This is a genomic window from Thermotoga sp. 2812B (assembly GCF_000789335.1).
Classification (GTDB): Bacteria; Thermotogota; Thermotogae; order Thermotogales; family Thermotogaceae; genus Thermotoga; species Thermotoga maritima.
Map to the genome: position 1 here is coordinate 1,544,552 of NZ_CP003408.1, position 22,594 is coordinate 1,567,145.

18 protein-coding genes and 1 tRNA gene are annotated in these 22,594 nt (G+C 46.9%); 18 read left to right on the forward strand and 1 reads right to left on the reverse strand.

Translation table 11 applies throughout. The features are described 5' to 3' along the window. Window positions 1–97: 97 nt before the first annotated feature. Window positions 98–174: transfer RNA gene (locus T2812B_RS08005), tRNA-Pro, on the reverse strand. Between the two features lie 126 nt (window positions 175–300). Between T2812B_RS08005 and T2812B_RS08010 the strand changes: the two genes are divergently transcribed. From T2812B_RS08010 to T2812B_RS08095, 18 genes are all read left to right on the forward strand, one after another. Then, window positions 301–738 (forward strand): hypothetical protein, encoded by a 438-nt coding sequence (locus T2812B_RS08010; RefSeq protein WP_008195408.1) that lies wholly within the window; start codon window positions 301–303, stop codon window positions 736–738. Between the two features lie 9 nt (window positions 739–747). Then, window positions 748–1,830: a redox-regulated ATPase YchF gene (gene ychF, locus T2812B_RS08015; protein ID WP_004080033.1), complete on the forward strand. Its 1,083-nt coding sequence runs from the start codon at window positions 748–750 to the stop codon at window positions 1,828–1,830. Next, a complete protein-coding gene (locus tag T2812B_RS08020) occupies window positions 1,823–2,191 on the forward strand; it encodes a divergent PAP2 family protein (protein ID WP_004080035.1) in 369 nt (122 codons plus the stop codon). Before ychF ends, T2812B_RS08020 begins: the two co-directional genes overlap by 8 nt. A gap of 9 nt (window positions 2,192–2,200) precedes the next feature. Further along, window positions 2,201–4,147, forward strand: coding sequence for an ATP-dependent helicase (locus tag T2812B_RS08025; RefSeq protein ID WP_008195412.1), 1,947 nt, complete (start codon window positions 2,201–2,203; stop codon window positions 4,145–4,147). Window positions 4,148–4,154: 7 nt separating this feature from the next. Next, entirely contained in the window at window positions 4,155–4,928 is a 774-nt protein-coding gene (locus T2812B_RS08030) for a hypothetical protein (RefSeq protein WP_008195413.1), read from the forward strand. A gap of 123 nt (window positions 4,929–5,051) precedes the next feature. Beyond that, window positions 5,052–6,314 carry an ABC transporter substrate-binding protein gene (locus tag T2812B_RS08035; RefSeq protein WP_008195415.1) on the forward strand — a complete coding sequence of 421 codons (1,263 nt, stop codon included), beginning with the start codon at window positions 5,052–5,054 and terminating at the stop codon, window positions 6,312–6,314. A 42-nt stretch (window positions 6,315–6,356) separates the two neighbouring features. Then, entirely contained in the window at window positions 6,357–7,202 is an 846-nt protein-coding gene (locus T2812B_RS08040) for a carbohydrate ABC transporter permease (protein ID WP_008195417.1), read from the forward strand. Continuing rightward, entirely contained in the window at window positions 7,199–7,996 is a 798-nt protein-coding gene (locus T2812B_RS08045; RefSeq protein ID WP_029683028.1) for a carbohydrate ABC transporter permease, read from the forward strand. Before T2812B_RS08040 ends, T2812B_RS08045 begins: the two co-directional genes overlap by 4 nt. A 13-nt stretch (window positions 7,997–8,009) precedes the next feature. After that, on the forward strand, window positions 8,010–9,077 hold the full coding sequence (locus T2812B_RS08050) for an ABC transporter ATP-binding protein (protein WP_008195421.1): 1,068 nt from the start codon (window positions 8,010–8,012) through the stop codon (window positions 9,075–9,077). Further along, window positions 9,074–11,572 carry an alpha-mannosidase gene (locus tag T2812B_RS08055; protein WP_008195423.1) on the forward strand — a complete coding sequence of 833 codons (2,499 nt, stop codon included), beginning with the start codon at window positions 9,074–9,076 and terminating at the stop codon, window positions 11,570–11,572. The genes T2812B_RS08050 and T2812B_RS08055 overlap by 4 nt, the downstream gene beginning before the upstream one ends. Continuing rightward, window positions 11,569–12,852, forward strand: a complete 1,284-nt coding sequence (gene mggS / locus T2812B_RS08060) for a mannosylglucosylglycerate synthase (RefSeq protein WP_008195425.1) — start codon at window positions 11,569–11,571, stop codon at window positions 12,850–12,852. Before T2812B_RS08055 ends, mggS begins: the two co-directional genes overlap by 4 nt. Continuing rightward, window positions 12,849–13,991, forward strand: coding sequence for a glycosyltransferase (locus tag T2812B_RS08065; RefSeq protein ID WP_008195427.1), 1,143 nt, complete (start codon window positions 12,849–12,851; stop codon window positions 13,989–13,991). Before mggS ends, T2812B_RS08065 begins: the two co-directional genes overlap by 4 nt. Then, entirely contained in the window at window positions 13,975–14,775 is an 801-nt protein-coding gene (locus tag T2812B_RS08070) for a MurR/RpiR family transcriptional regulator (protein ID WP_008195429.1), read from the forward strand. Before T2812B_RS08065 ends, T2812B_RS08070 begins: the two co-directional genes overlap by 17 nt. Before the next feature lie 158 nt (window positions 14,776–14,933). After that, entirely contained in the window at window positions 14,934–16,943 is a 2,010-nt protein-coding gene (locus tag T2812B_RS08075; RefSeq protein ID WP_008195430.1) for a cellulase family glycosylhydrolase, read from the forward strand. A 2-nt stretch (window positions 16,944–16,945) separates the two neighbouring features. Beyond that, entirely contained in the window at window positions 16,946–18,628 is a 1,683-nt protein-coding gene (locus T2812B_RS08080) for an ABC transporter substrate-binding protein (protein WP_008195433.1), read from the forward strand. 52 nt (window positions 18,629–18,680) lie between these two features. Further along, on the forward strand, window positions 18,681–19,661 hold the full coding sequence (locus T2812B_RS08085) for a glycoside hydrolase family 130 protein (protein WP_008195435.1): 981 nt from the start codon (window positions 18,681–18,683) through the stop codon (window positions 19,659–19,661). 13 nt (window positions 19,662–19,674) lie between these two features. Continuing rightward, on the forward strand, window positions 19,675–20,781 hold the full coding sequence (locus T2812B_RS08090) for an ROK family transcriptional regulator (protein ID WP_008195437.1): 1,107 nt from the start codon (window positions 19,675–19,677) through the stop codon (window positions 20,779–20,781). Between the two features lie 131 nt (window positions 20,782–20,912). Beyond that, the gene (locus tag T2812B_RS08095) at window positions 20,913–22,592 is read left to right on the forward strand and encodes an ABC transporter substrate-binding protein (protein WP_008195438.1); all 1,680 of its coding nucleotides are present in this window, start codon (window positions 20,913–20,915) and stop codon (window positions 22,590–22,592) included. Window positions 22,593–22,594: the final 2 nt, after the last annotated feature.

Below are 22,594 nucleotides of genomic sequence, written 5' to 3' on the forward strand. Positions count from 1 at the left end.
CTTTTTGAAAATTCTATACTTCAATCATGAATGAAAATTACATCGGAGGTAAACACTTTGAAAAAAACAGAAAAACGGGAGCCCTTGCTCCCGTCCCTGGTCGGGGAGGCGGGACTTGAACCCGCGGCCTCCAGATCCCGATTCTGGCGCTCTGGCCGTCTGAGCTACTCCCCGTAGCCTCTGGTATTATAACATATGATTTTGCACCGGGCAATCGTTTACCGATCGAACCCTTGACTTTTAAAACTTCTCCTGTATAATTCGAAGAGCGTAAAAAAATTTCTCAGGGGAGTGAAGAGCGTGGACTTCAGGTATATCCTCAGGATCCATATCAGTGAAGAAGCCGCAGAGGAAATCCTAAACAACAGTAAAATTCAAAAAAGAGCGAGTGAAGTAAAGAACAAACTCTACTACGACAACGCTCTGGTGATCGAGTCAGAACCGGGTTACGATGTGGATGAAGATCTCATCATGATGGTGATCACTGCCTATGGAAAACCTGCCAAAGCGGAAGGATACCTTGTAGTCAACGGCAAGGAAAGGAAAGTGTTCGACGGCATGCTTGATCCAAGAAAGCCCCTGTCCATTCATCAGACGGAAACTGAACGAAAGCATGAGGAAGAAGAGGAAGAAGAAGAATACGATGAGGATGAAGAAGATTTTGATCTTTTCAACGAAGAGGATTTCTTCGAAGAGGAAGAAGAAGAGGATTTCTTTGACGAAGAAGATGAATACTGAGGTGATACTTTGGAGAGGGTGGGAATAGTAGGTCTTCCCAACGCGGGGAAATCTTCCTTTTTCAACTTCCTGACCGACAACAGCGTACCTGCGGAAAGTTTTCCTTTTTGCACGATTGAGCCGAACGTGGGGATTCTCGTTGTGCCGGATGAAAGGATAGAGATTCTCGCGAAGAACGAAGGATCGAAAAAGGTGGTTCATCCTTTCGTGGAGGTTGTGGACATAGCGGGACTCGTCAAGGGAGCCAGCAAAGGAGAAGGACTTGGAAATCAGTTCCTTGACCACATAAGCAAGGTGGATGTTATAGCCCATGTTGTCCGTCTCTTCGAAGATGGAAGAGTTTCTCATCCGTATCAGAACGTGGATCCAAAAAGAGACATAGAAATAGTCGAAACCGAGCTCATACTCAAGGATCTCGAAACCGTTCAAAAGCGTCTCGAAAAGCGGATGAAAGTTGCAAGAACGGGAGACAAGGAAGCAAAGAGAGAGGTAGAACTCCTCCAGAATCTTCGGGAGTTTCTCTCTCAGGGTAAAAAGGCCTCGAAATTTCCAAGGCACGACAGATTCGAGGAAGAGGTGATCGAATCCCTATTCCTCCTCACAGATAAACCTCAGATACTGGTTTTCAACGTCGATGAATTGGACGAAGAAAAAAGAAAACTGATAGAAGAAATCGTCAAAGAAAAGGACGAGGAATACATTATAATAAACGTGAAGCTCGAAGAAGAATTGAAATTTCTCCCGGAAGAAGAGGCGGAAGTTTTCAGAAGAGAGTACAACCTTTTCGGTGACAAAAGGAAGGAGTTTTTCGAGAAGGTTTTGAAACTTCTGAACCTTATAAGATTTTTGACAGCGACACAGAACGAGGCGAGAAGCTGGACTATAAAGAAAGGATCCACTGCCTATGAAGCGGCGGGTCTGATTCATTCAGACATACAGAAAGGGTTCATAAAGGTTGAAGTTATTCCTTTCGAAAGATACGTAGAGTTTGGTTCTCTGAAAAAAGCACGTGAAGCTGGAGCTGTGGAAACACATGGAAAAGATTACATTGTAAGAGAGGGGGATGTGATCCATTTCCTATTCCGTGCTTGACGTCTGGAAGATCTTTCGGAGCACGCCGTTCACCACGGCTGTTATTTCTTTTCTGACAGCTCAGTTCATAAAGTTTCTGATCAAAAGAGACGTGAAGATGCTGAAGAGTTACGGTGGTATGCCCAGCGGTCATGTAGCCACCGTTTCTGGCCTTGCGTGGTCACTCGCCCGGAGCACGGGATTCGACTCTCCCTACACCTCCATCGCCGCCATTTTCCTTGTGATCATATTCATGGACGCTATTGTTCTGAGACCGGCTGTGAAGAAGGATCTGGGGCACAACTTTCTGGAGGCGCTCGCTGGCCTTGGACTCGGAATGCTCATCGCCCACATTTTCCCCGCGCGGCTCCATCTCTGGTGAGGTGAAGGGATGAAAGAATACCGGATAAGACCCAGGGAAGCGAATCTTTCTTTTCTGGAAGATCTGGATGAGGAACAGAGAAGAGCAGTCGTTGAATCAGAGGGAAGATGCATCGTAATAGCAGGCCCGGGGTCTGGGAAAACCCGGGTTATCACGTACAAGATCGCCTATCTTCTGGCGAACGGTGTGGATCCTTCCAGGATTCTTCTGGTCACGTTCACCAGAGCAGCGGCGCGGGAAATGGTGGAGAGGGCAAAGGCGGTGACCGGAAGAGAGCTTTCTGAGATGCTCGCCGGAACGTTCCATCATGTGTGCAACCACTTCTTGAGAAAGTACGCACCTTACGTGGGTTTGGAACGAAATTACTCTATCCTAGACAGAGAAGACGCGGAGAGCCTCATGAGGCATGCAAGAAGCAAGTACCTCGAAAGAAAGAGTAAAGAAGAGAGAAAAAACTTTCCCCAGCCCTCTGTTTTGATGGCTATATATTCTTACATGAAAAATACTCTCAAATCTTTGAGGGAAAGTATCGTAGTGAAGAATCCAAAGTTTCTGGACTTGAAGGAAGAAATCTCGGAGATCTTCGATCTCTACGAGCAGGAAAAACGCTCTCAGAACGTGGTGGACTACGAAGACCTTCTCTTCTACGCTTACAGACTCTTCGAAGAGAACAAAGAAATAAGAGATCGAGAGGCGGAAAGATTCCTTTGGATACTCGTGGATGAGTTCCAAGACACCAACTACGTTCAGTACAAGATAGTGGAACACCTCTCGTCGAAACACGGCAACATCCTGGCGGTTGGAGACGACGCCCAGAGTATTTACTCCTTTCGAGGGGCAAGATACGAAAACGTCGAGGATTTCATAAGAGTTCCCGGAACGAAGATCTTCAAGATCCAGACGAACTACAGAAGCACGGAAAGTATTGTGAAATTCATAAACGCCATGCTCCCGAGAAAATCCGTTCCAAAAGAACTGAAGCCGGTAAAGAAAGATGGCATGAAACCCGTTGTTGTCAAGACCTGGGATAGATATGAAGAAGCGAGGTTCGTGTCTCAGAGGATTCTCGAGTTAATAGAAGAAGGGTTCAAACCAGAAGAAATCGCCGTTCTCTACAGATCACATTCGCACTCTCTGGAACTTCAGATGGAACTCGTTCGAAGTAGAATAGATTTCCGTGTGCTGTCTGGTCCCAGATTCACCGAGAGCGCCCACGTGAAGGACGTTCTTTCTTTTCTCAGAATAGTTCAAAATCCGAGAGACAAATCCGCCTGGTTGAGGGCTGCAAAACTCTTCTACGGAATCGGTGACAGAACGGCTTCGAAGATCGCGGATCTCGCCAGCGCTTACGTGGAAGAAGGTCTGGATCCCTTCCAGGAACTGAAGAAAGTGAGTTTCAGTGGTGAGTACAGCAGGTTCATCGATATTCTCAATCAGATCAGAAAGCTCGATTCTCCTGGGGAAATGATAGAGCATGTCCTGTCTTCTTTTTATTCCGAATATCTGGAAGCGAGGTATCCTGATTTCCGTGAAAGGGAGATGGATCTGGAGAGGCTCGTTGAAATAGCGTCTCGCTACACAAGTCTCGAATCCTTCCTGACGGATCTTGCTGTGACGGAAAACGTTGAAATAGAAAGAGAAATCTCTCAAAAAGAGGGAAAGGTCACTCTCACCACCGTTCATCAAGCAAAAGGGCTTGAGTGGAGAGCTGTTTTTGTCATCTCTGTGAATCCCGGAGACTTTCCGAATTATTTCGCGATATCCGAAGGGAATCTCGATGAGGAAGAGAGAATCTTCTACGTTGCCATAACGAGGGCTAAGGAACAGCTGTATATTTCCTACCAGGTCACTGGAACTTCCTACCCATACCGCGGAAATAGGTTCATCATGAGAAGCGGAGAAAATTTCATTGACAGGATACCGCTCGAACTCGTTGAGTTGTGGGAAGTGAGGTGAACGTGGTATGGAACCGTCGACCTTCAAAAGAGAATTACGAAAGATTATTGAGATCCAGGAACGAATAAAAGATATCCACCCTTTTCTTGAGAGAATTTTTCCGGTAGTAGTTGCCACAGATGGAAACCTTTTTGTTTTTGAATTCGATCATGAAAAGAAAGATTTTGTGTTTATCCGGAAATTTCCCGCGGAATGGGAAATTCCAGAAGGTTTAAGAGCAGCTTTTCCTCTTGATTTTTACGATAACAAGATGACCTGCGTGGTGACACCGGATGCTTTTGATTCTCTTGAAGGCTATGCGGTCATTTTTCATGAGTTCATTCACTGTCAACAATGGGAAATCTGTGAGTTAAAGCTCAAACGGAGATTGGAAGTAGCTAAAGAAGCCATGAAAAACGGAGATTATATGTGGGAATTAACTCATCCATTTCCTTATGAAAATGAAAACTTCAGTGAAATCTACTATAGATTTTTAAAAGCTTTGGAATACAAAGATCCAGATAGTATTTATCAATGTCGCAGGCAGTTGAGGAACATTCTTAACGAAAAAGACTTTGAATACATGGTGTGGCAAGAGTGGAAAGAAGGATTCGCGCGTTACATTGAAAATCTGATCAGGATAAGTCTCGGTCTTCCTGAGAATCATTTCGGAGGCCAGAGACCTTTCAGCAGAATAACTTTCTATGAAGGTGGGTCACGATTCATAGAATTTCTTGGCGACAAAGAACCAGAATTGCTGATAAATATAGAAGATCTATTCAATAGAATGGCGAGTTTCTAGAGAGTTTTAATGAGTATGTTAACACCTCTTGACAAAGGGAGCAATTTTTTATTATGATATGGATGTAGAAAATTTTCTATCACATATCCAATTTTGAAAAATCTTTTCAAGGGGGTGTTCAAGGTGAGAAAGTGGTTGTTTTTCATGGTTCTTCTGATCGTTGCGGGTCTCATGTTCGGAAAGGTAAACTTCGCTTCTACACAGATGACGCCCGCTGCTGAAAGGGAGTTCATGCTCAACAAACTCGCGGAGTTCTCGAAGAAGACCGGTATCGATGTGGAGTTCCTCAACTTCGAGTATCCACAGCTCTACAGCAGGCTCCAGGCGGAGATCAGAGCCGGTAAAAATACGCTGAACCTGATCGCAGACCTCCAGGGAAACCTCTACATAATGGCCTCTGAAGGATTCCTCAGTGATCTCAAGGATCTCAAATTCGAAGGAAAAACCTTCATCGAGACGCTTGAGAAGTTCGCTTATGTGAAAGGTGAAAAGGTGTTCATTCCCTGGCTCCAGGCAACTTACGTGATGGCTGTTAACAAAAAGGCGTTTGACTACCTGCCGCGTGGTCTTTCGAAAGAAGACGTCATCAAGGGAACGGAGAAATGGACTTACGATGCTCTGCTCGAGTGGGCAAAGAACATCTACGAGAAGACGAAACAACCCCTTCTTGGCTTCCCGATTGGCCCGAAGGGACTCTGGCACAGATTCCTTCACGGCTACATCTATCCATCCTTCACGGGAGCGCAGGCTCTGAAGTTCGACAGTGTGAGGGCCGTTGAAATGTGGAACTATCTGAAGGAGCTCTTCAAATACGTGCATCCGGCAAGCTCCACCTGGGACGGAATGGCCGATCCTCTCCTGAGGGAAGAAGTCTGGATCGCCTGGGATCACACTGCAAGACTCAAACCCGCGATTGTTGAAAAACCCAACGATTTCGTTGTTGTACCGGTTCCAAGAGGGCCGATGGGTAGAGGGTACATCATAGTGCTTGTGGGTCTTGCCATACCGAAGGGTGCGGACTTCGAAGAACCCGCGAAAGTGATAGACTTCCTCACTTCTCCAGAGATGCAGGTTGAAATCCTCAAGAATGTCGGTTTCTTCCCAGTGGTTCAGGAAGCCGTTGGTGCCGTGCCAGAAGGTGCCCTCAAAGTGCTCGCAGAAGGTGTGATAAATCAGTCCGCCACGAAGGATTCTATCGTTTCCTTCATACCGAGTCTTGGACCAAAGAGCGGAGAGTTCACCGAAACCTACAGAATGGCCTTCACGAGAATCGTCTTCCAGGGTGAAGACCCAGCGAAGGTAGTGAAGGAACTCGGTGAGCGAATCAGACAGTTGTTCAAAGAATCCGGAGCGGAACTTCCAGAACCCGACGCAAGTCTCTTCTGATACCCGGGGTGGGGATCCCCACCCCTTTTCCGGGGGTGCGCCATGAGAGGGAAATGGATTCCTTTTCTTTTGATCCTTCCAGCTGTTCTTTATCTCGTTTTGTTGATGGGATATCCTCTCTTCGAAACGTTCAGACTCGCTTTTACAAGCGATGAAGGTTTCCTTGGAAATTTCAAGCGCCTTGTGGAGAATGGTGGTTTCTGGAACGCCATGAAAAACACTCTCCTTCTCACAGCGGTGATCGTCCCCCTTCAACTCATACTAGCGCTGGGACTCGCTCTTTTCGTCAATCAGAAGTTCAAAGGCTACACTACGGTACTTTACTTTATAGCGATCCCACTGGCTCTGAGTGATGTTACAGCGGCGCTCATGAGTTACACTATATTTTCTCCAAACGGCTATCTCAACAAAATTCTCATGAATTTGCATCTGATAGAAAGACCCATTTATTTCTTTGGATACATGTTCAAAGCGAGGGAATTCTGGGTGATCGTTCTCACGGAGGTGTGGAGGGCTACCCCCCTTGTTTTCATCATTCTCCTGGCGGGTCTTCAGTCGATAAACAAAGAGTATCTCGAAGCTGCAGATCTCTTCGGTTTTTCAAGATGGAAGAAATTCACGAAGATCATACTTCCACTCTTGAAACCATCGATCATGTCGGCGCTCCTTCTGAGGACTCTCTTCGCGTTCCAGATATTCGGTGTGGTGTGGCTTCTTGCGGGAAGAGACATTCCCGTTCTCGCTGGTGAGACCTACTACTGGTACACCTTCATGAACGACCCAAAGATGGCCAGCGCGTACGCTCTCGTGATCGCTCTTGTTACCATCGTGGTTAGCTGGTTTTACATCACCTTCCTCAGTGCAAAACATCTGGAGGGGGCTCGATGATGAAGAAGTTTTTCATAATTTTTCTTTCGGTGATCATTTCCCTGTGGTTTCTGACACCAGTTTTCTTCATTGTTCTCGCGTCTCTAACACCGTCCTCGGATTACTACAATCCCAGCAGGATCTTTCCGAGTAGTCTCACACTGGAACATCTCTACAAGCTGTTCGTCACCCTCGGAGGTGGAAAAGCCACTCTGGTCAGTGTGCAGGTGGCGCTCATCTCGATAGGAATCTCTTTCCTGCTGGGGCTTCCAGCTGGATACGCCCTCACAAGGTACGTGTTTCCGGGAAAAAACATCATCAGGCTTTCCATGCTCATGACAAGATCGATTCCGTTAATTGTGGTGGCGGTACCTCTTGTGGTTCTTTACATGAGGTTTAACCTCGCGGATACCACGCTTGGTGTGGCACTGGCCCACGCTTCCATGATACTTCCGTTCGTCGTTCTCATCACATCCAGTGTTTTCTCCGGAATCTCTGTCGAATACGAAGAAGCGGGGATGGTTTTCGGTCTCAGCAGATTCCAGGCGTTTATAAGGATTACGCTGCCTCTTGCTCTTCCTGGCCTCGCCGCATCTGCCATATTCGCCTTCATCATGTCCTGGAACGAAGTCTTCGCTGCTTCGATCCTCACACTCACGAACAGAACACTTCCAGCACACATTCTGAACACCGCCATGGCATCACCGGATTACTTCAAGTTCGCCGCGGGAACGATCATGGCCGTTCCTGCGATGGTCTTTATATTCTTCATAAGAAAATATCTTGTAAGCATGTGGGGTATCACCCTGAAATGAGAGGTGATCGATCTTGGCGCAGGTGAGAATAGACGGAGTGAAGAAATATTTCGGGAATGTGAGGGTTCTCGATGGAATCGACCTTGTCGTGAACGAAGGGGAGTTCCTCGTTCTTCTCGGTCCATCTGGTTGTGGAAAGACGACCCTTCTGAGGTGTATAGCGGGTCTCGAACAGGTGACCGGGGGAAAGATCTTTTTCAACGATCGCGACGTGACGAACCTTCCTCCAAAGGACAGGAACATTTCGATGGTCTTCCAGAGCTACGCGGTGTGGCCCCACATGAAGGTGTACGACAACATCGCGTATCCTCTGAAACTGAAAAAGGTCCCGAAAGAAGAGATAGAAAAGAGGGTAAAGTGGGCAGCGGATCTCCTTCACATCTCCGAACTCCTCGACAGGTACCCAGCACAGCTCTCCGGAGGTCAGAGACAGAGGGTTGCCGTTGCCCGAGCGATCGTTCATGAACCCGAAGTGCTCCTGATGGACGAACCTCTCTCGAACCTGGACGCACTTTTGAGGGTGAAGATGAGAAGCGAGCTGAAAAAGCTTCAGGAAAGAATTGGAGTCACCACCATCTATGTGACTCATGACCAGACAGAGGCCATGACGATGGGAGACAGAATCGCGGTGATGAACCAGGGAAAGCTTCAGCAGGTTGGAACGCCCTCTGAGATCTATCACCATCCGGTGAACATCTTCGTCGCTGGTTTTGTGGGATCACCGCAGATGAACTTCTTAGAGATGGAAGTGAGATCGGAAGGAAATAGCGTTGTCCTCCAAAACGGTGAGATAAAGATTCCCGCGAAGACCGATCCAGGTGCAAAAAAGGTGATCCTTGGTATTCGACCGGAGAACGTCTATCTGGAGGAAAAGCCGAACACTTTGAAGCTGGAAGGAGAGGTTTATTTCGCCGAGAAACTCATGTCGGATACGATCCTTCACCTCAACGTTGGAAGTGAGAAGATCGTCGCAAAAATTCCAGGGGATGTGGATTTTAGAAGCGGTGAGAAGATCACGTTTTTCCTGGATGTTGAAAAGATCCATCTCTTTCACCCTGAAACGGGAGAGAGGATTTCATGATAGTGAAGGTGGTTGTTCACAACCACTGGGACAGAGAGTGGTTCACCACTTCTGAAGTGACCTCTAAATGGCTGAAAGAAGTTTTTCTCAGAGTGAAAGAGCTTGTTCAGAAGAATCCAGAATTCGTGTACGTTCTGGACGGTCAAACCGCCGTAGCTGAGGATCTCCTCGTTTACCATCCGGACCTCGAAGAAGATCTCAGAGAGCTTGTGAGATCTGGAAGACTTCTTGTTGGTCCGTATTACATCCAGATAGACTGGAGAATCCCGGGTGAGGCTTCCATTTTGAAAAATTTCGAGATAGGAGAAAAAGACGCGAATCGCTTTGGGCAACGCATGAATGCTGGTTGGCTTCTCGACAGTTTCGGTCACATATCACAGGAACCTCAGCTGCACAGAATCTTTGGAATAGAAAAGGTCTTTCTGTGGAGGGGAATTTCCTTCGAAAACGACGGGATCTCCCAGGAGTTTTTCTGGAAAGGAAGCGATGGAACAGCTGTCCAGGGTGTTTTCCTCGTGGGAGGATACAGGAACCTCTACAATTTGAAGGAAACGCGGGATATCGCTGAGAAGAGACTGAAACACGAGGTGGAAAAACTCGCAAAATTCTCGAGATCTGGAGAAATTCTTCTTCTCGACGGATACGATATAGATCTCTCTCCCGAGGATCCCAGCGATTATCTGAACGTTGAGATCGTCTCACCAGAAGAGTTTCCCGAGAGATTCCCTGAAGATGCCCCCACTCTTTCCGGAGAGCTCCTTTCTGGAAGGTACGCCTGTGTCTTTCCAGGGACACTCTCCACGAGGACTTATCTGAAGCTTGAAAGTGATCTTGTAGAGAGGCTTTTGAAAATGAACGATCTTCTCTCTGTTCTGAACGGAGAGGAGTTAAGTGATCTTTTCTGGAGGGATTATCTGAAAACTCTCGCGCACGACAACATCTGCGGTGTTTGTGCTGACCCCGTCCACGAAAAAATGGAGAGAACGTACAGAAATATTTATTTCCTTGTGAAATCTTCTGTTGAATCCAGGCTGAGACATATTGTGGAACGTTCGGATCTCGAAAAGGGAACCTACGTGCTCTCCCTATCGCCCTTCTCCTACAACCATCACTTCTGTGATGGCGAGAGGACATTCCTGTTGAAAACAAACGGTGCAGGACTGTTCAAAACAGAAGTTGCCGACGAGAAGAAAGAAGTGAAGGAACTCACCTGGGAAAACGAATACTACAGAGCCTATTTTGAAGGAGACGGCACACTCGTTCTGAACAACAGGAAAGCGGGTGTTTTGAAACTGTTCAAAGAAGATGGTGACGCTTACACCACCTCTGTTGAAGAAACTGATTTTTCGATCTCTCTGGAAAAGATGAGAACAGTTTTGCAGACGAAACACTCGATGGTGGTGGAACTGGAAAGAACGATACGTTCTTCGCAGTGCCTGATCGAGACGAAAGAACGCGTGATCTTCGATGAAACCCCGCTCGTGAAGTGGCGTATCGCGTTGAAGACAAAGGGGGAAAACTACAAGCTTTCAATGGTTTATGAAACGGGAAGTGGCGAAATCTTCGCGAAGATGCCTTTTGACGTGGTGAAAAGGAAGGAAAAGGACTCCTACCTTCTTCCTGAAACACCTCCTGAGGAACTGAAAGGGATTTTGCTTGCAGCGAGAGAAACAGGTGAAGTGAAGGAGTTTCCGTTTCAGGGGTTTGTGTCCGTCTGGAGTGAAGAAAGCTCAAAGACCATTCTCGCAAGAGGTCTTAGGGAGTACTGGATGGAAAAAGGAAAAGTACACGTCACTTTGAGCAGGTCCGTTGAGTGGATTGCAAAAGAGGTTAAAAACAGAGTTGGTGACGCGGGACCCATGATGTACGTTCCGGGGGCAAAGTGTGAAGGAGTTTTCACAGTGGACCTTGCGTTCATGGAACTGCCGGTTCATCCACGTAGCGAAGAGTTCTTCAGATGGTACCTTCTCTTCGATAATCCCCCTCTTCTTTTAGATGTTGAAGCTGACGGCACCGAAAAGGAGAAAACTTTCTTCTTCTCTTCTCTCCCCTGGGCCGGTGTGAAGGATCGGTATCACCTCTGGGTGTACAATCCGTACCTCGAAGAAATAGAAGGTCTGAGACCGCTTCAGATAGGTGAGAAATCGATAGAGTCTCTCTCAGAGAAACACTGCTCTGTTTCAAGACTGAACATTTTGAATTTCCCGGAGTTTCCCGTTGTTTCCGTGGAAAAGAACCCAGAAGGTGAAGTGATCGAATTTTTGAAAGAAACGCTCTCCAGCCTCGAAGATGAAATTACCGATCTTGAGGGAAAGGACGATCCTCGATCGAAGCATCGACTCTTCTCTCTTCTGAGAACGAAAAAGGAAATAGAACTTTCCCTTCAGTATCTGATCGATGTCGAGAAAACAGCGAGAGAGCTGAACGAGCTTCGAATGAAGAGAAGAACCTACGACTACGTGGTGGAACTCCTTGAAAGCGAGGAGAGAGAATGAAGATAGCGCTTCTTCACTACCGGGGAGGTCTCATGGATGGTGTCTCACTCGAGATGGAAAAGTGGAAGAAGGTTCTCACAAAGATGGGCCACGAAGTCCATATCGTTGCCGGAAACAAGAAAGAGGGAGTCGATCTCACTTTGGAGGAGATCGGTTTTGAAAATCCAGATTTTGAAAGGGTGAACAGGAACTTCTTCGGAGGAATAAAAGATTTCCTCAGTGAAAAAGAGTTTCTCGATTTCTTGAAAGAAAAAGAGGAAGAGCTCTTCCACATCCTGAACGAAGCCTTGAAAGATTACGATCTCATCGTTCCCAACAACATCTGGTCCCTTGGACTCTTTCCGCCCCTGGGCCTTGCCCTTTCGAGATTGGAAAAGAACTTCGTCGCGCATCACCACGATTTCTGGTGGGAGAGGAAACATCTGATTCCGGAAAACAGAAGATTCAGAGAGATCCTCGAGAGACACTTTCCTCCAGATCTTCCAAACGTGAAACACGTTGTTATAAACACAATCGCTCAGAAAGAGCTCAAAAGATGCAGAAACATCGATTCCGTCGTTGTACCGAACGTCATGGATTTCACCTCCCCCATCACTTCTGAAGAGATGTACCACAGGGTGAGAGAAGAGCTTCGGATAGCGCCTGGCACGATTGTGGCTCTCCAGGCAACCAGAATCGATAGGAGAAAAGCGATCGAACTTTCGATAGATGTGGTGTCACTTCTGAAGGAAACACTGACATCGAAAAAAGGAACTGTTCTCTACAACGGAGAGAGATACAGCGGAGAAGTGATCCTCCTCTTTTCCGGTATCTGCGAAGACGGAGGGTATCTGGAAGAACTCAAAGAATACGCTTCTTCAAAAGGAGTATCGCTTCTTGTCCTGAGCGAGGCAGTGAGAAAAAACACCTCTTTGTTCTGGAAGCTCTACAATGCCGCCGATTTTGTCACGTATCCATCGATACTTGAGGGATGGGGGAATCAGCTTCTGGAAGCGATCGCAGCCAAAAAGCCCGTGGTGCTCTTCGAGTACGAAGTCTTCAAATCAGATATAAAACCAGCCGGCCTGAAATACGTCAGTCTTGGAGATCGATACTTCAGAGAGAACGGCCTTGTAAAGGTGGACGAGAGGATTTTGAAAAAGGCCGTCGAGGAAATTTCTCGCCTCCTCTTCGATCCGTCTCTTTACAGGGAAACTGTCGAACACAACTTTGAAGTGGGAAAGAAACACTTCAGTTTAGAGAGACTGGAAGACATACTGAGCAGGGAGGTATTACCATGAAGGTCGTTGTGGGGATACCGAGTTACAACAACGCCGAAACGATTTCTCACGTTGCAAAAACAGCGGCGCAGGGAATTGTAGATTTCTTCGATGGTGATGGTATGATCGTGAACTCCGATGGAGGATCAACGGATGGGACAAGAGAGCGATTCATGGAGACCGATACTTTAGGTCTTCCCAAAGAGAGCTTCGTTTATGAGGGCATTCCCGGAAAGGGAAGCGCGATGAGAGCGATCATGGAGTTTGCCCTGAAGCAGGATGCGGAGGCGGTCGTCTTTCTCGACGCGGATCTTCGAAGCGTCAAACCCTGGTGGATCGAAAGACTCGCAGGACCTGTTTTGAAAGGGGAGGCAGATTACGTCACTCCCTTCTATCTGAGGCACAGGTTCGACGGCACGATCACGAACAACGTGTGTTTTCCTCTGACGGCCGTTCTCTACGGTAAAAAGGTGCGCCAGCCCATCGGTGGGGATTTCGGTGTAGGAAGAAAGCTCCTCGAGATTTATCTGGGAAAGCCAAAAGAGATCTGGAACACGGACGTTGCAAGATTCGGGATCGACATATGGATGACCACAACCGCCATAAACGAATCTGGAAAGATTGTTCAAGCAGCTCTTGGAACCAAGGTGCACGACGTGAAGGACCCGGGAAAACATCTTAAAGGAATGTTCCTTCAGGTCGTGGGAACGCTCTTCGAACTTGTGATCACCTACGAAAACGTCTGGAAAGAAGTATGGAAGATAGAAGACGTTCCCATCTATGGTGAAACTCCTCAAGAGGAAGTTCCTCCTATGAGTATAGACATCGAAAACCTCAAAAAACTCGCAAGAGAAACCCTTGAAGAAGTGGAATACATAGATCGCGGTATCCTGTCGGAAGTGAAAGAGAGCGGTACACTGAGCCTCTCTTCCTGGGTCGACACCCTCTACAGGAGCGCTGTTCAGTACAGGAAAACAAGGGACAAAAAAGTGGTGGAAAATCTTCTACCGTTCTACTTCGCGAGAACCGCACGTTTTGCGGAAGAGGTAAAATCTCTATCGGATGAAGAGGCAGAAAGGTACGTGTACGAACAGCTCGGTGTGTTTCTGGAGAAGAAACACTCGTTCAGGGAGGAATGGGAAGTTGAAGATAAGAGATAAGATTCTGAACGTCTACACGCAGTTCAGTCCCGCAGAGCGCAGAGTCGCGGATTACGTGCTCGAAAGACCGGACGATGTCATCCACTACTCGATCACAGAATTCGCAAAGATCGTGGGTGTGAGCGAAACCACGATTCACAGGATGATCAAAAAGCTCGATTTCGAAGGCTACCAGGCCTTCAAGATCGCACTCGCAAGAGAACTCAGCGGGATCGAAGAAACCATAGAAAGAAGAGATTTCATAGACGAGGAAATAGACATCCTCAGAAGGCTCAAGGACACCCTCGATATGAAGAACGTGGAAAAAGCGGTGGAGTGGATACTCTCCGCCCACCGCATTCTTTTCTTCGGTGTGGGACTCTCGGGAGTGGTTTCTGAGTACGCGAGCCTGAAGTTCTCTCTTCTTGGCTTTCACACGTTCTTTTCCAACGACCCGCACGTTCAGGTGATAGAGGCCGTGAATCTGACCGGTGAAGACCTGGTGATCTCGATCAGTCACACGGGAAACATCAGAGACACCGTGAAATCCACCCAGGTGGCAAAAGACATGGGAGCGAAGACGATCGCAATCACAACGAACGGGCAGTCCGAACTCGCCAAGGTGGTTCATCTGGTGCTTCAAAGCCCGCCCGTGAAGTACGACACCTACGAATTCCTCAGGGAGAACATCGGAGAGATCGCCGTTGTGGATGTGCTCTTCAAGGAAACGTTCCAGAGAATATACCGGGAGAGGAAGAAACACTTCGAGAACCTGGAAGGAGTGTTCAAACCGAAGAGATTCTGAGATTTTGGATTCTAATCGGAAATAATTGCTCGCCTTCACAAATAAAACTCGAAAATCACGAAAAATAGGACTTGACTTTGCAGAAGTCCGAATGGTACATTTTTTCTCGATGACCCTGATAAATAAGTAAAGTTTACTAATTAACAGGAGGGATCGATATGCGTAGATTTATGTTCATTTTATTGATCGTTGAACTCTCTTTCGTTCTCTTTGCAAGTGACGAGTTCGTGAAAGTGGAAAACGGAAAATTCGTTCTGAACGGAAAAGAATTCAGATTCATCGGAAGTAACAACTACTACATGCACTACAAGAGCAACAGAATGATAGACAGTGTTCTGGAGAGTGCCAGAGACATGGGTATAAAGGTGCTCAGAATCTGGGGTTTCCTCGACGGGGAGAGTTACTGCAGAGACAAGAACACCTACATGCATCCTGAGCCCGGTGTTTTCGGGGTGCCAGAAGGAATATCGAACGTCCAGAGCGGTTTCGAAAGACTCGACTATACGATTGCGAAAGCGAAAGAACTCGGTATAAAGCTCATCATCGTTCTTGTGAACAACTGGGACGACTTCGGTGGAATGAACCAGTACGTGAGGTGGTTTGGAGGAACCCATCACGACGATTTCTACAGAGATGAGAAGATCAAAGAAGAGTACAAAAAGTACGTCTCCTTCCTCGTAAACCATGTCAATACCTACACGGGAGTTCCTTACAGGGAAGAGCCCGCCATCATGGCCTGGGAGCTTGCAAACGAACCGCGCTGTGAGACGGACAAATCGGGGAACACGCTCGTTGAGTGGGTGAAAGAGATGAGCTCCTACATAAAGAGTCTGGATCCCAACCACCTCGTGGCTGTGGGGGACGAAGGATTCTTCAACAACTACGAAGGATTCAAACCTTACGGAGGAGAAGCCGAGTGGGCCTACAACGGCTGGTCCGGTGTTGACTGGAAGAAGCTCCTTTCGATAGAGACGGTGGACTTCGGTACGTTCCACCTCTATCCGTCCCACTGGGGTGTCAGTCCAGAGAACTATGCCCAGTGGGGAGCGAAGTGGATAGAAGACCACATAAAGATCGCAAAAGAGATCGGAAAACCCGTTGTTCTGGAAGAATATGGAATTCCAGAGAGCGCACCTGTTAACAGAACGGCCATCTACAGACTCTGGAACGATCTGGTCTACGATCTCGGTGGAGATGGAGCGATGTTCTGGATGCTCGCGGGAATCGGGGAAGGTTCGGACAGAGACGAGAGAGGATACTATCCGGACTACGATGGTTTCAGAATAGTGAACGACGACAGCCCGGAGGCGAAACTGATCAAAGAGTACGCAAAGCTGTTCAACACAGGTGAAGACAGAAGAGAAGACACCTGTTCTTTCATCCTTCCAAAAGACGGCATGGAGATCAAAAAGACCGTGAAAGTGAGGGCTGGTGTTTTCGACTACAGCAACACGTTTGAAAAGTTGTCTGTCAAAGTTGAAGATCTGGTTTTTGAAAATGAGATAGAGCATCTCGGATACGGAATCTACGGCTTCGATCTCGACACAACCCGGATCCCGGATGGAGAACATGAAATGTTCCTTGAAGGCCACTTTCAGGGAAAAACGGTGAAAGATTCTATCAAAGCAAAAGTGGTGAACGAAGCGCGGTACGTGCTCGCAGAGGAGGTTGATTTTTCCTCTCCAGAGGAGATGAAAAGCTGGTGGAACAGCGGAACCTGGCAAGCAGAGTTCGTGTCACCTGACATTGAATGGAACGGCGAGGTGGGAAATGGAGCACTGCAGCTGAACGTGAAACTGCCCGGAAAGAGCGACTGGGAAGAAGTGAGAGTAGCAAGGAAGTTCGAAAAACTCTCAGAATGCGAGATCCTCGAGTACGACATCTACATTCCAAACGTCGAGGGACTCAAGGGAAGGCTGAGGCCGTACGCGGTTCTGAACCCCGGCTGGGTGAAGATAGGCCTCGACATGAACAACGCGAACGTGGAAAGTGCGGAGATCGTCGCTTTCGGTGGAAAAGAGTACAGAAGATTCCACGTGAGAATTGAATTCGACAAAACAGCGGGGGTGAAAGAACTTCACATAGGAATTGTCGGTGATCATCTGAGGTACGATGGACCGATTTTCATCGATAATGTGAGACTTTATAAAAGAACAGGAGGTATGTGAATATGAAAAGATTTTTACTGGTATTCGTGGTTGTTTTTCTTTTCTCAAGTCTGTTCTCCCAAGTTTTAGAACGAAACGAAACTATGTACTATGGAGGTTCTCTGTGGTCTCCTCCTTCTAATTGGAATCCGTTCACTCCGTGGAATGCAGTACCAGGAACAACTGGACTTGTCTATGAAACAATGTTCTTTTACGATCCACTCACTGGAAATTTTGATCCATGGCTTGCAGAAAAAGGTGAATGGTTAGACAGTAAGACTTACAGGATTGTATTGAGAGAAGGTATATACTGGCATGATAATGTTCCATTGACATCAGAAGACGTTCGATTCACCTTCGAAATAGCTAAGAAGTACAGGGGAATACATTACAGTAGTGTTTGGGAATGGCTTGATCATATTGAAACACCCGACAACAGAACCGTCATTTTTGTGTTCAAAGATTCTCGATATCATGAATGGAATGAACTCCTCTATACACTTCCAATTGTTCCAAAACATATTTGGGAAGAAAAAGATGAAACCACTATACTTCAATCATCAAATGAGTATCCATTGGGATCAGGCCCATATGTTGCTCACTCGTGGGACCAGAATAAAATGATTTTCGAGCGTTTTGAGAACTGGTGGGGAACAAAAGTTATGGGTGTGAAACCTGCTCCGAAATACGTTGTTATAGTGAGAGTCCTCAGTAACAACGTGGCGCTCGGCATGTTGATGAAAGGAGAACTGGACTTCAGTAATTTCATGCTCCCAGGTGTTCCCATTTTGAAAAAAGTTTATAATCTCAATACATGGTACGACGAACCACCGTATCACCTCTCATCAACGGTTGTTGGTCTTTTCCTCAATGCACGAAAATATCCTCTTAGCCTTCCCGAGTTCAGAAGAGCAATTGCTATGTCGATAAATGTAGATCCAATAGTTCAAAGAGTCTATGAAGGAGCCGTCTTAAAAGCAGATCCCCTTGGTTTTCTTCCGAATTCTGTTTGGATGAAGTACTATCCAAAAGAAGTTGTAGAAAAGTATGGTTTCAAATACGATCCTGAAGAGGCGAAAAGTATTCTTGATAAACTTGGATTCAGGGATGTAAATGGAGATGGTTTCAGAGAAGCCCCAGATGGAAAACCCATTAAGCTCACCATCGAGTGTCCGTATGGATGGACCGACTGGATGCAGGCAATTCAGGTGATAGTAGATCAACTCAAGGTGGTTGGAATAAACGCTGAACCATACTTCCCGGATTCTTCCAAATACTATGAAAACATGTACAAAGGAGAATTCGATATAGAAATGAATGCCAATGGAACAGGTATAAGCAGCACTCCCTGGACATATTTCAATACTATTTTCTATCCTGATGCTTTAGAATCTGAATTCTCTTACACAGGAAATTATGGAAGATACCAGAATCCCGAGGTGGAAAGTTTACTTGAAGAACTCAACAGAACACCACTTGACAATGTTGAGAAAGTCACCGAACTCTGTGGAAAACTTGGAGAGATCCTTTTAAAAGATCTACCTTTCATCCCTCTCTGGTATGGAGCGATGGCGTTTATAACACAAGATAACGTTTGGACTAACTGGCCTAACGAACATAATCCATATGCCTGGCCATGTGGTTGGGCCAACTGGTGGCAAACTGGTGCCTTGAAAATTCTATTTAATCTTAAACCGGCAAAATAAATTTTCCCCCACCCTCTTGGGTGGGGCTCTAAATCTAAGGAGGGAAGCATGGATGAAAGTGTTTACGGAGAAAATTCCAAACATTCCCTGGGAAGAAAAGCCGGAAGGCTACACTGGTCCTGTGTGGAGATACAGCAAAAACCCGATAATTGGAAGAAACCCGGTTCCAAAGGGGGCAAGAGTCTTCAACTCCGCAGTTGTACCGTACAACGGAGAGTTTGTAGGGGTGTTCAGGATCGATCACAAGAACACAAGGCCCTTCCTTCACTTCGGAAGGAGTAAAGACGGAATAAACTGGGAAATAGAGCCAGAAGAGATACAGTGGGTGGATGTGAATGGAGAACCGTTCCAGCCGAGTTACGCTTACGATCCAAGGGTGGTGAAGATAGAGGATACTTACTACATAACCTTCTGTACAGACGACCACGGCCCCACGATTGGAGTGGGCATGACCAAGGATTTCAAAACGTTCGTTCGACTTCCGAACGCTTATGTTCCATTCAACAGAAATGGAGTTCTCTTCCCAAGGAAGATAAATGGGAAATATGTGATGCTCAACAGACCGAGCGACAACGGTCACACCCCGTTTGGAGACATATTCCTCAGTGAAAGCCCCGATATGATACACTGGGGTAACCACAGGTTCGTCTTGGGAAGAAGCAGTTACAACTGGTGGGAGAATCTGAAGATAGGAGCGGGACCGTATCCAATAGAAACCAGCGAAGGATGGCTGCTCATCTACCACGGTGTGACACTCACCTGCAACGGCTACGTGTACAGTTTTGGAGCAGCTCTCCTCGATCTCGATGATCCCAGCAAGGTTCTCTACAAATCGAAGTACTATCTTCTGACGCCGGAAGAAGAGTACGAAACGGTGGGCTTCGTTCCAAACGTTGTCTTTCCGTGTGCCGCGCTCTGCGACGCCGACACAGGAAGAGTAGCAATATACTACGGTGCGGCAGACACTCACGTGGCCCTTGCATTTGGATACATCGATGAGATCGTGGATTTCGTGAAAAGAAATTCTATGTGAAGGAAGTGAGAACTTGCCGAAATCAGTGAGAGCCAAAAACATATCAAGGATTCTGAAACGAATAATGAAATCACCCGTGTCGCGTGTAGAACTCGCGGAGGAACTCGGTCTCACCAAGACCACAGTTGGTGAGATCGCAAAGATATTCCTGGAGAAGGGGATCGTCGTTGAAGAGAAAGATTCTCCGAAGGGGGTGGGAAGACCCACAAAATCTTTGAAAATCTCACCGAATTGTGCTTATGTTCTCGGTATAGAGGTGACGAGGGACGAAATAGCCGCCTGTCTCATAGATGCCAGTATGAACATTCTCGCACACGAAGCACATCCTCTTCCATCTCAAAGCGATAGAGAGGAAACGTTGAATGTCATGTACAGAATTATAGACCGCGCAAAAGATATGATGGAAAAACTCGGCAGTAAACTTTCAGCGCTGACAGTGGCAGCACCTGGACCGATAGATACTGAAAGAGGCATCATCATAGATCCGAGAAACTTTCCACTTTCACAGATTCCTCTGGCGAACCTTTTGAAAGAGAAGTACGGCATCGAAGTCTGGGTGGAAAACGACGCGGACATGGGAGCCGTGGGAGAAAAGTGGTACACAAAGCGGGATGACTCTTTCGCCTGGATCCTGACAGGAAAGGGAATAGGAGCTGGCATCATCATCGATGGAGAACTCTACCGGGGAGAAAACGGATATGCTGGGGAAATCGGATACACCAGAGTTTTCAATGGAAACGAGTACGTCTTCCTGGAAGATGTGTGCAACGAAAATGTTGTTCTGGGGTGCGTTCGTTCTATGGGATTCAGCTCTCTGGCTGAAGCGAGAGATTCTGGTGATGTTCGCATGAAGGAGTACTTTGATGAAATAGCGAGGTATTTCAGTATAGGCCTTTTGAATTTGATACATCTTTTTGGGATATCGAAGATCGTCATAGGAGGGTTTTTCAAAGAACTCGGTGAGAATTTTCTGAAAAAGATCAAAATCGAAGTGGAAACACACCTTCTTTACAAACACAGTGTGGACATGAGTTTTTCGAAAGTGCAGGAACCGGTGATCGCTTTTGGAGCAGCCGTACACGCACTGGAAAATTATCTCGAGAGAGTAACAACGAGTTAAAGAAAAGTTGTTGCAAATAATCAGAAATAAATCTTGATAATCCCAGGAGACTGGATTTGGAATGTAAACATTTTCACTGTACATTTACACGTGGAAATAGTGATCTCATACTCTTTTAAGGGGGTGTTCTTATGAAAAGGTTTTTAGTCGTTCTCGTTCTGGTCCTGGCACTGGTTTCGGTTTTCGGACAGGCCTTCGAGAGAAACAAAACGCTCTACTGGGGTGGAGCGCTGTGGTCTCCTCCATCCAACTGGAACCCATTCACACCATGGAACGCGGTTGCGGGAACCATCGGTCTTGTCTATGAACCTCTGTTTCTCTACGATCCTCTGAACGACAAGTTTGAACCGTGGCTTGCAGAAAAAGGAGAATGGGTCAGCGACAACGAGTACGTACTCACGCTCAGAAAAGGTCTCAGATGGCAGGACGGGGTTCCTCTCACGGCAGACGATGTGGTTTTCACCTTCGAAATCGCCAAGAAGTACACTGGTATCAGCTACAGTCCTGTGTGGAACTGGCTCGACAGGATCGAAAGGGTCGATGAACGAACGCTGAAGTTCGTCTTCTCCGACCCAAGGTACCAGGAATGGAAACAGATGCTCATCAACACACCGATCGTACCAAAGCACATCTGGGAAAACAAAACAGAGGAAGAAGTCCTTCAGGCGGCTAACGAAAATCCAGTTGGATCCGGTCCGTACTACGTTGAAAGCTGGGCAGACGACAGATGTGTATTCAAGAAGAACGAGAACTGGTGGGGTATCAGAGAACTCGGTTACGATCCCAAACCTGAAAGAATCGTGGAACTGAGAGTGCTCAGCAACAATGTCGCGGTTGGAATGCTCATGAAAGGAGAACTCGACTGGAGCAACTTCTTCCTGCCGGGTGTTCCGGTTTTGAAGAAAGCGTACGGAATCGTCACCTGGTATGAAAACGCTCCTTACATGCTTCCAGCAAACACCGCGGGCGTGTTTGTTAACGTGAACAAGTATCCTCTCAGCATACCTGAATTCAGAAGAGCAATGGCTTACGCTATCAATCCCGAGAAGATCGTCACCAGAGCTTACGAGAACATGGTGACGGCTGCCAATCCCGCTGGAATCCTGCCGCTTCCCGGTTACATGAAGTACTATCCGAAAGAAGTTGTTGATAAGTACGGATTCAAGTACGATCCAGAGATGGCAAAGAAGATCCTCGACGAGCTGGGATTCAAAGATGTGAACAAGGATGGATTCAGGGAAGATCCTAACGGAAAACCGTTCAAGCTCACGATTGAGTGTCCGTACGGATGGACCGACTGGATGGTTTCTATCCAGTCCATTGCAGAAGATCTAGTGAAAGTTGGAATCAACGTCGAACCCAAATACCCCGACTACTCCAAATACGCGGACGATCTCTACGGTGGAAAGTTCGATCTCATACTCAACAACTTTACAACCGGTGTTTCCGCTACCATCTGGTCCTATTTCAACGGTGTGTTCTATCCAGATGCAGTAGAATCCGAGTACTCCTACTCTGGAAACTTCGGAAAGTACGCCAACCCTGAAGTTGAGACTCTTCTCGACGAACTCAACAGAAGCAATGATGATGCTAAAATTAAGGAAGTAGTAGCCAAACTGTCAGAGATACTGCTCAAGGATCTACCGTTCATTCCTCTGTGGTACAACGGTGCATGGTTCCAGGCCTCTGAAGCTGTGTGGACCAACTGGCCAACGGAGAAGAATCCGTACGCTGTCCCGATAGGCTGGAACGGCTGGTGGCAGCTCACAGGAATCAAGACACTCTTCGGTATCGAACCAAAATCGAAGTAAGG

What these genes read in the sequence shown, in the direction of transcription:
- T2812B_RS08065 (WP_008195427.1), top strand. Translation starts at nt 12,849, where the DNA reads ATGAAGGTCGTTGTGGGGATACCGAGTTACAACAACGCCGAAACGATT.
- T2812B_RS08030 (WP_008195413.1), top strand. Translation starts at nt 4,155, where the DNA reads ATGGAACCGTCGACCTTCAAAAGAGAATTACGAAAGATTATTGAGATC.
- T2812B_RS08095 (WP_008195438.1), top strand. Translation starts at nt 20,913, where the DNA reads ATGAAAAGGTTTTTAGTCGTTCTCGTTCTGGTCCTGGCACTGGTTTCG.
- T2812B_RS08055 (WP_008195423.1), top strand. Translation starts at nt 9,074, where the DNA reads ATGATAGTGAAGGTGGTTGTTCACAACCACTGGGACAGAGAGTGGTTC.
- T2812B_RS08025 (WP_008195412.1), top strand. Translation starts at nt 2,201, where the DNA reads ATGAAAGAATACCGGATAAGACCCAGGGAAGCGAATCTTTCTTTTCTG.
- mggS (WP_008195425.1), top strand. Translation starts at nt 11,569, where the DNA reads ATGAAGATAGCGCTTCTTCACTACCGGGGAGGTCTCATGGATGGTGTC.
- T2812B_RS08085 (WP_008195435.1), top strand. Translation starts at nt 18,681, where the DNA reads ATGAAAGTGTTTACGGAGAAAATTCCAAACATTCCCTGGGAAGAAAAG.
- T2812B_RS08075 (WP_008195430.1), top strand. Translation starts at nt 14,934, where the DNA reads ATGCGTAGATTTATGTTCATTTTATTGATCGTTGAACTCTCTTTCGTT.
- T2812B_RS08040 (WP_008195417.1), top strand. Translation starts at nt 6,357, where the DNA reads ATGAGAGGGAAATGGATTCCTTTTCTTTTGATCCTTCCAGCTGTTCTT.
- T2812B_RS08045 (WP_029683028.1), top strand. Translation starts at nt 7,199, where the DNA reads ATGATGAAGAAGTTTTTCATAATTTTTCTTTCGGTGATCATTTCCCTG.
- T2812B_RS08080 (WP_008195433.1), top strand. Translation starts at nt 16,946, where the DNA reads ATGAAAAGATTTTTACTGGTATTCGTGGTTGTTTTTCTTTTCTCAAGT.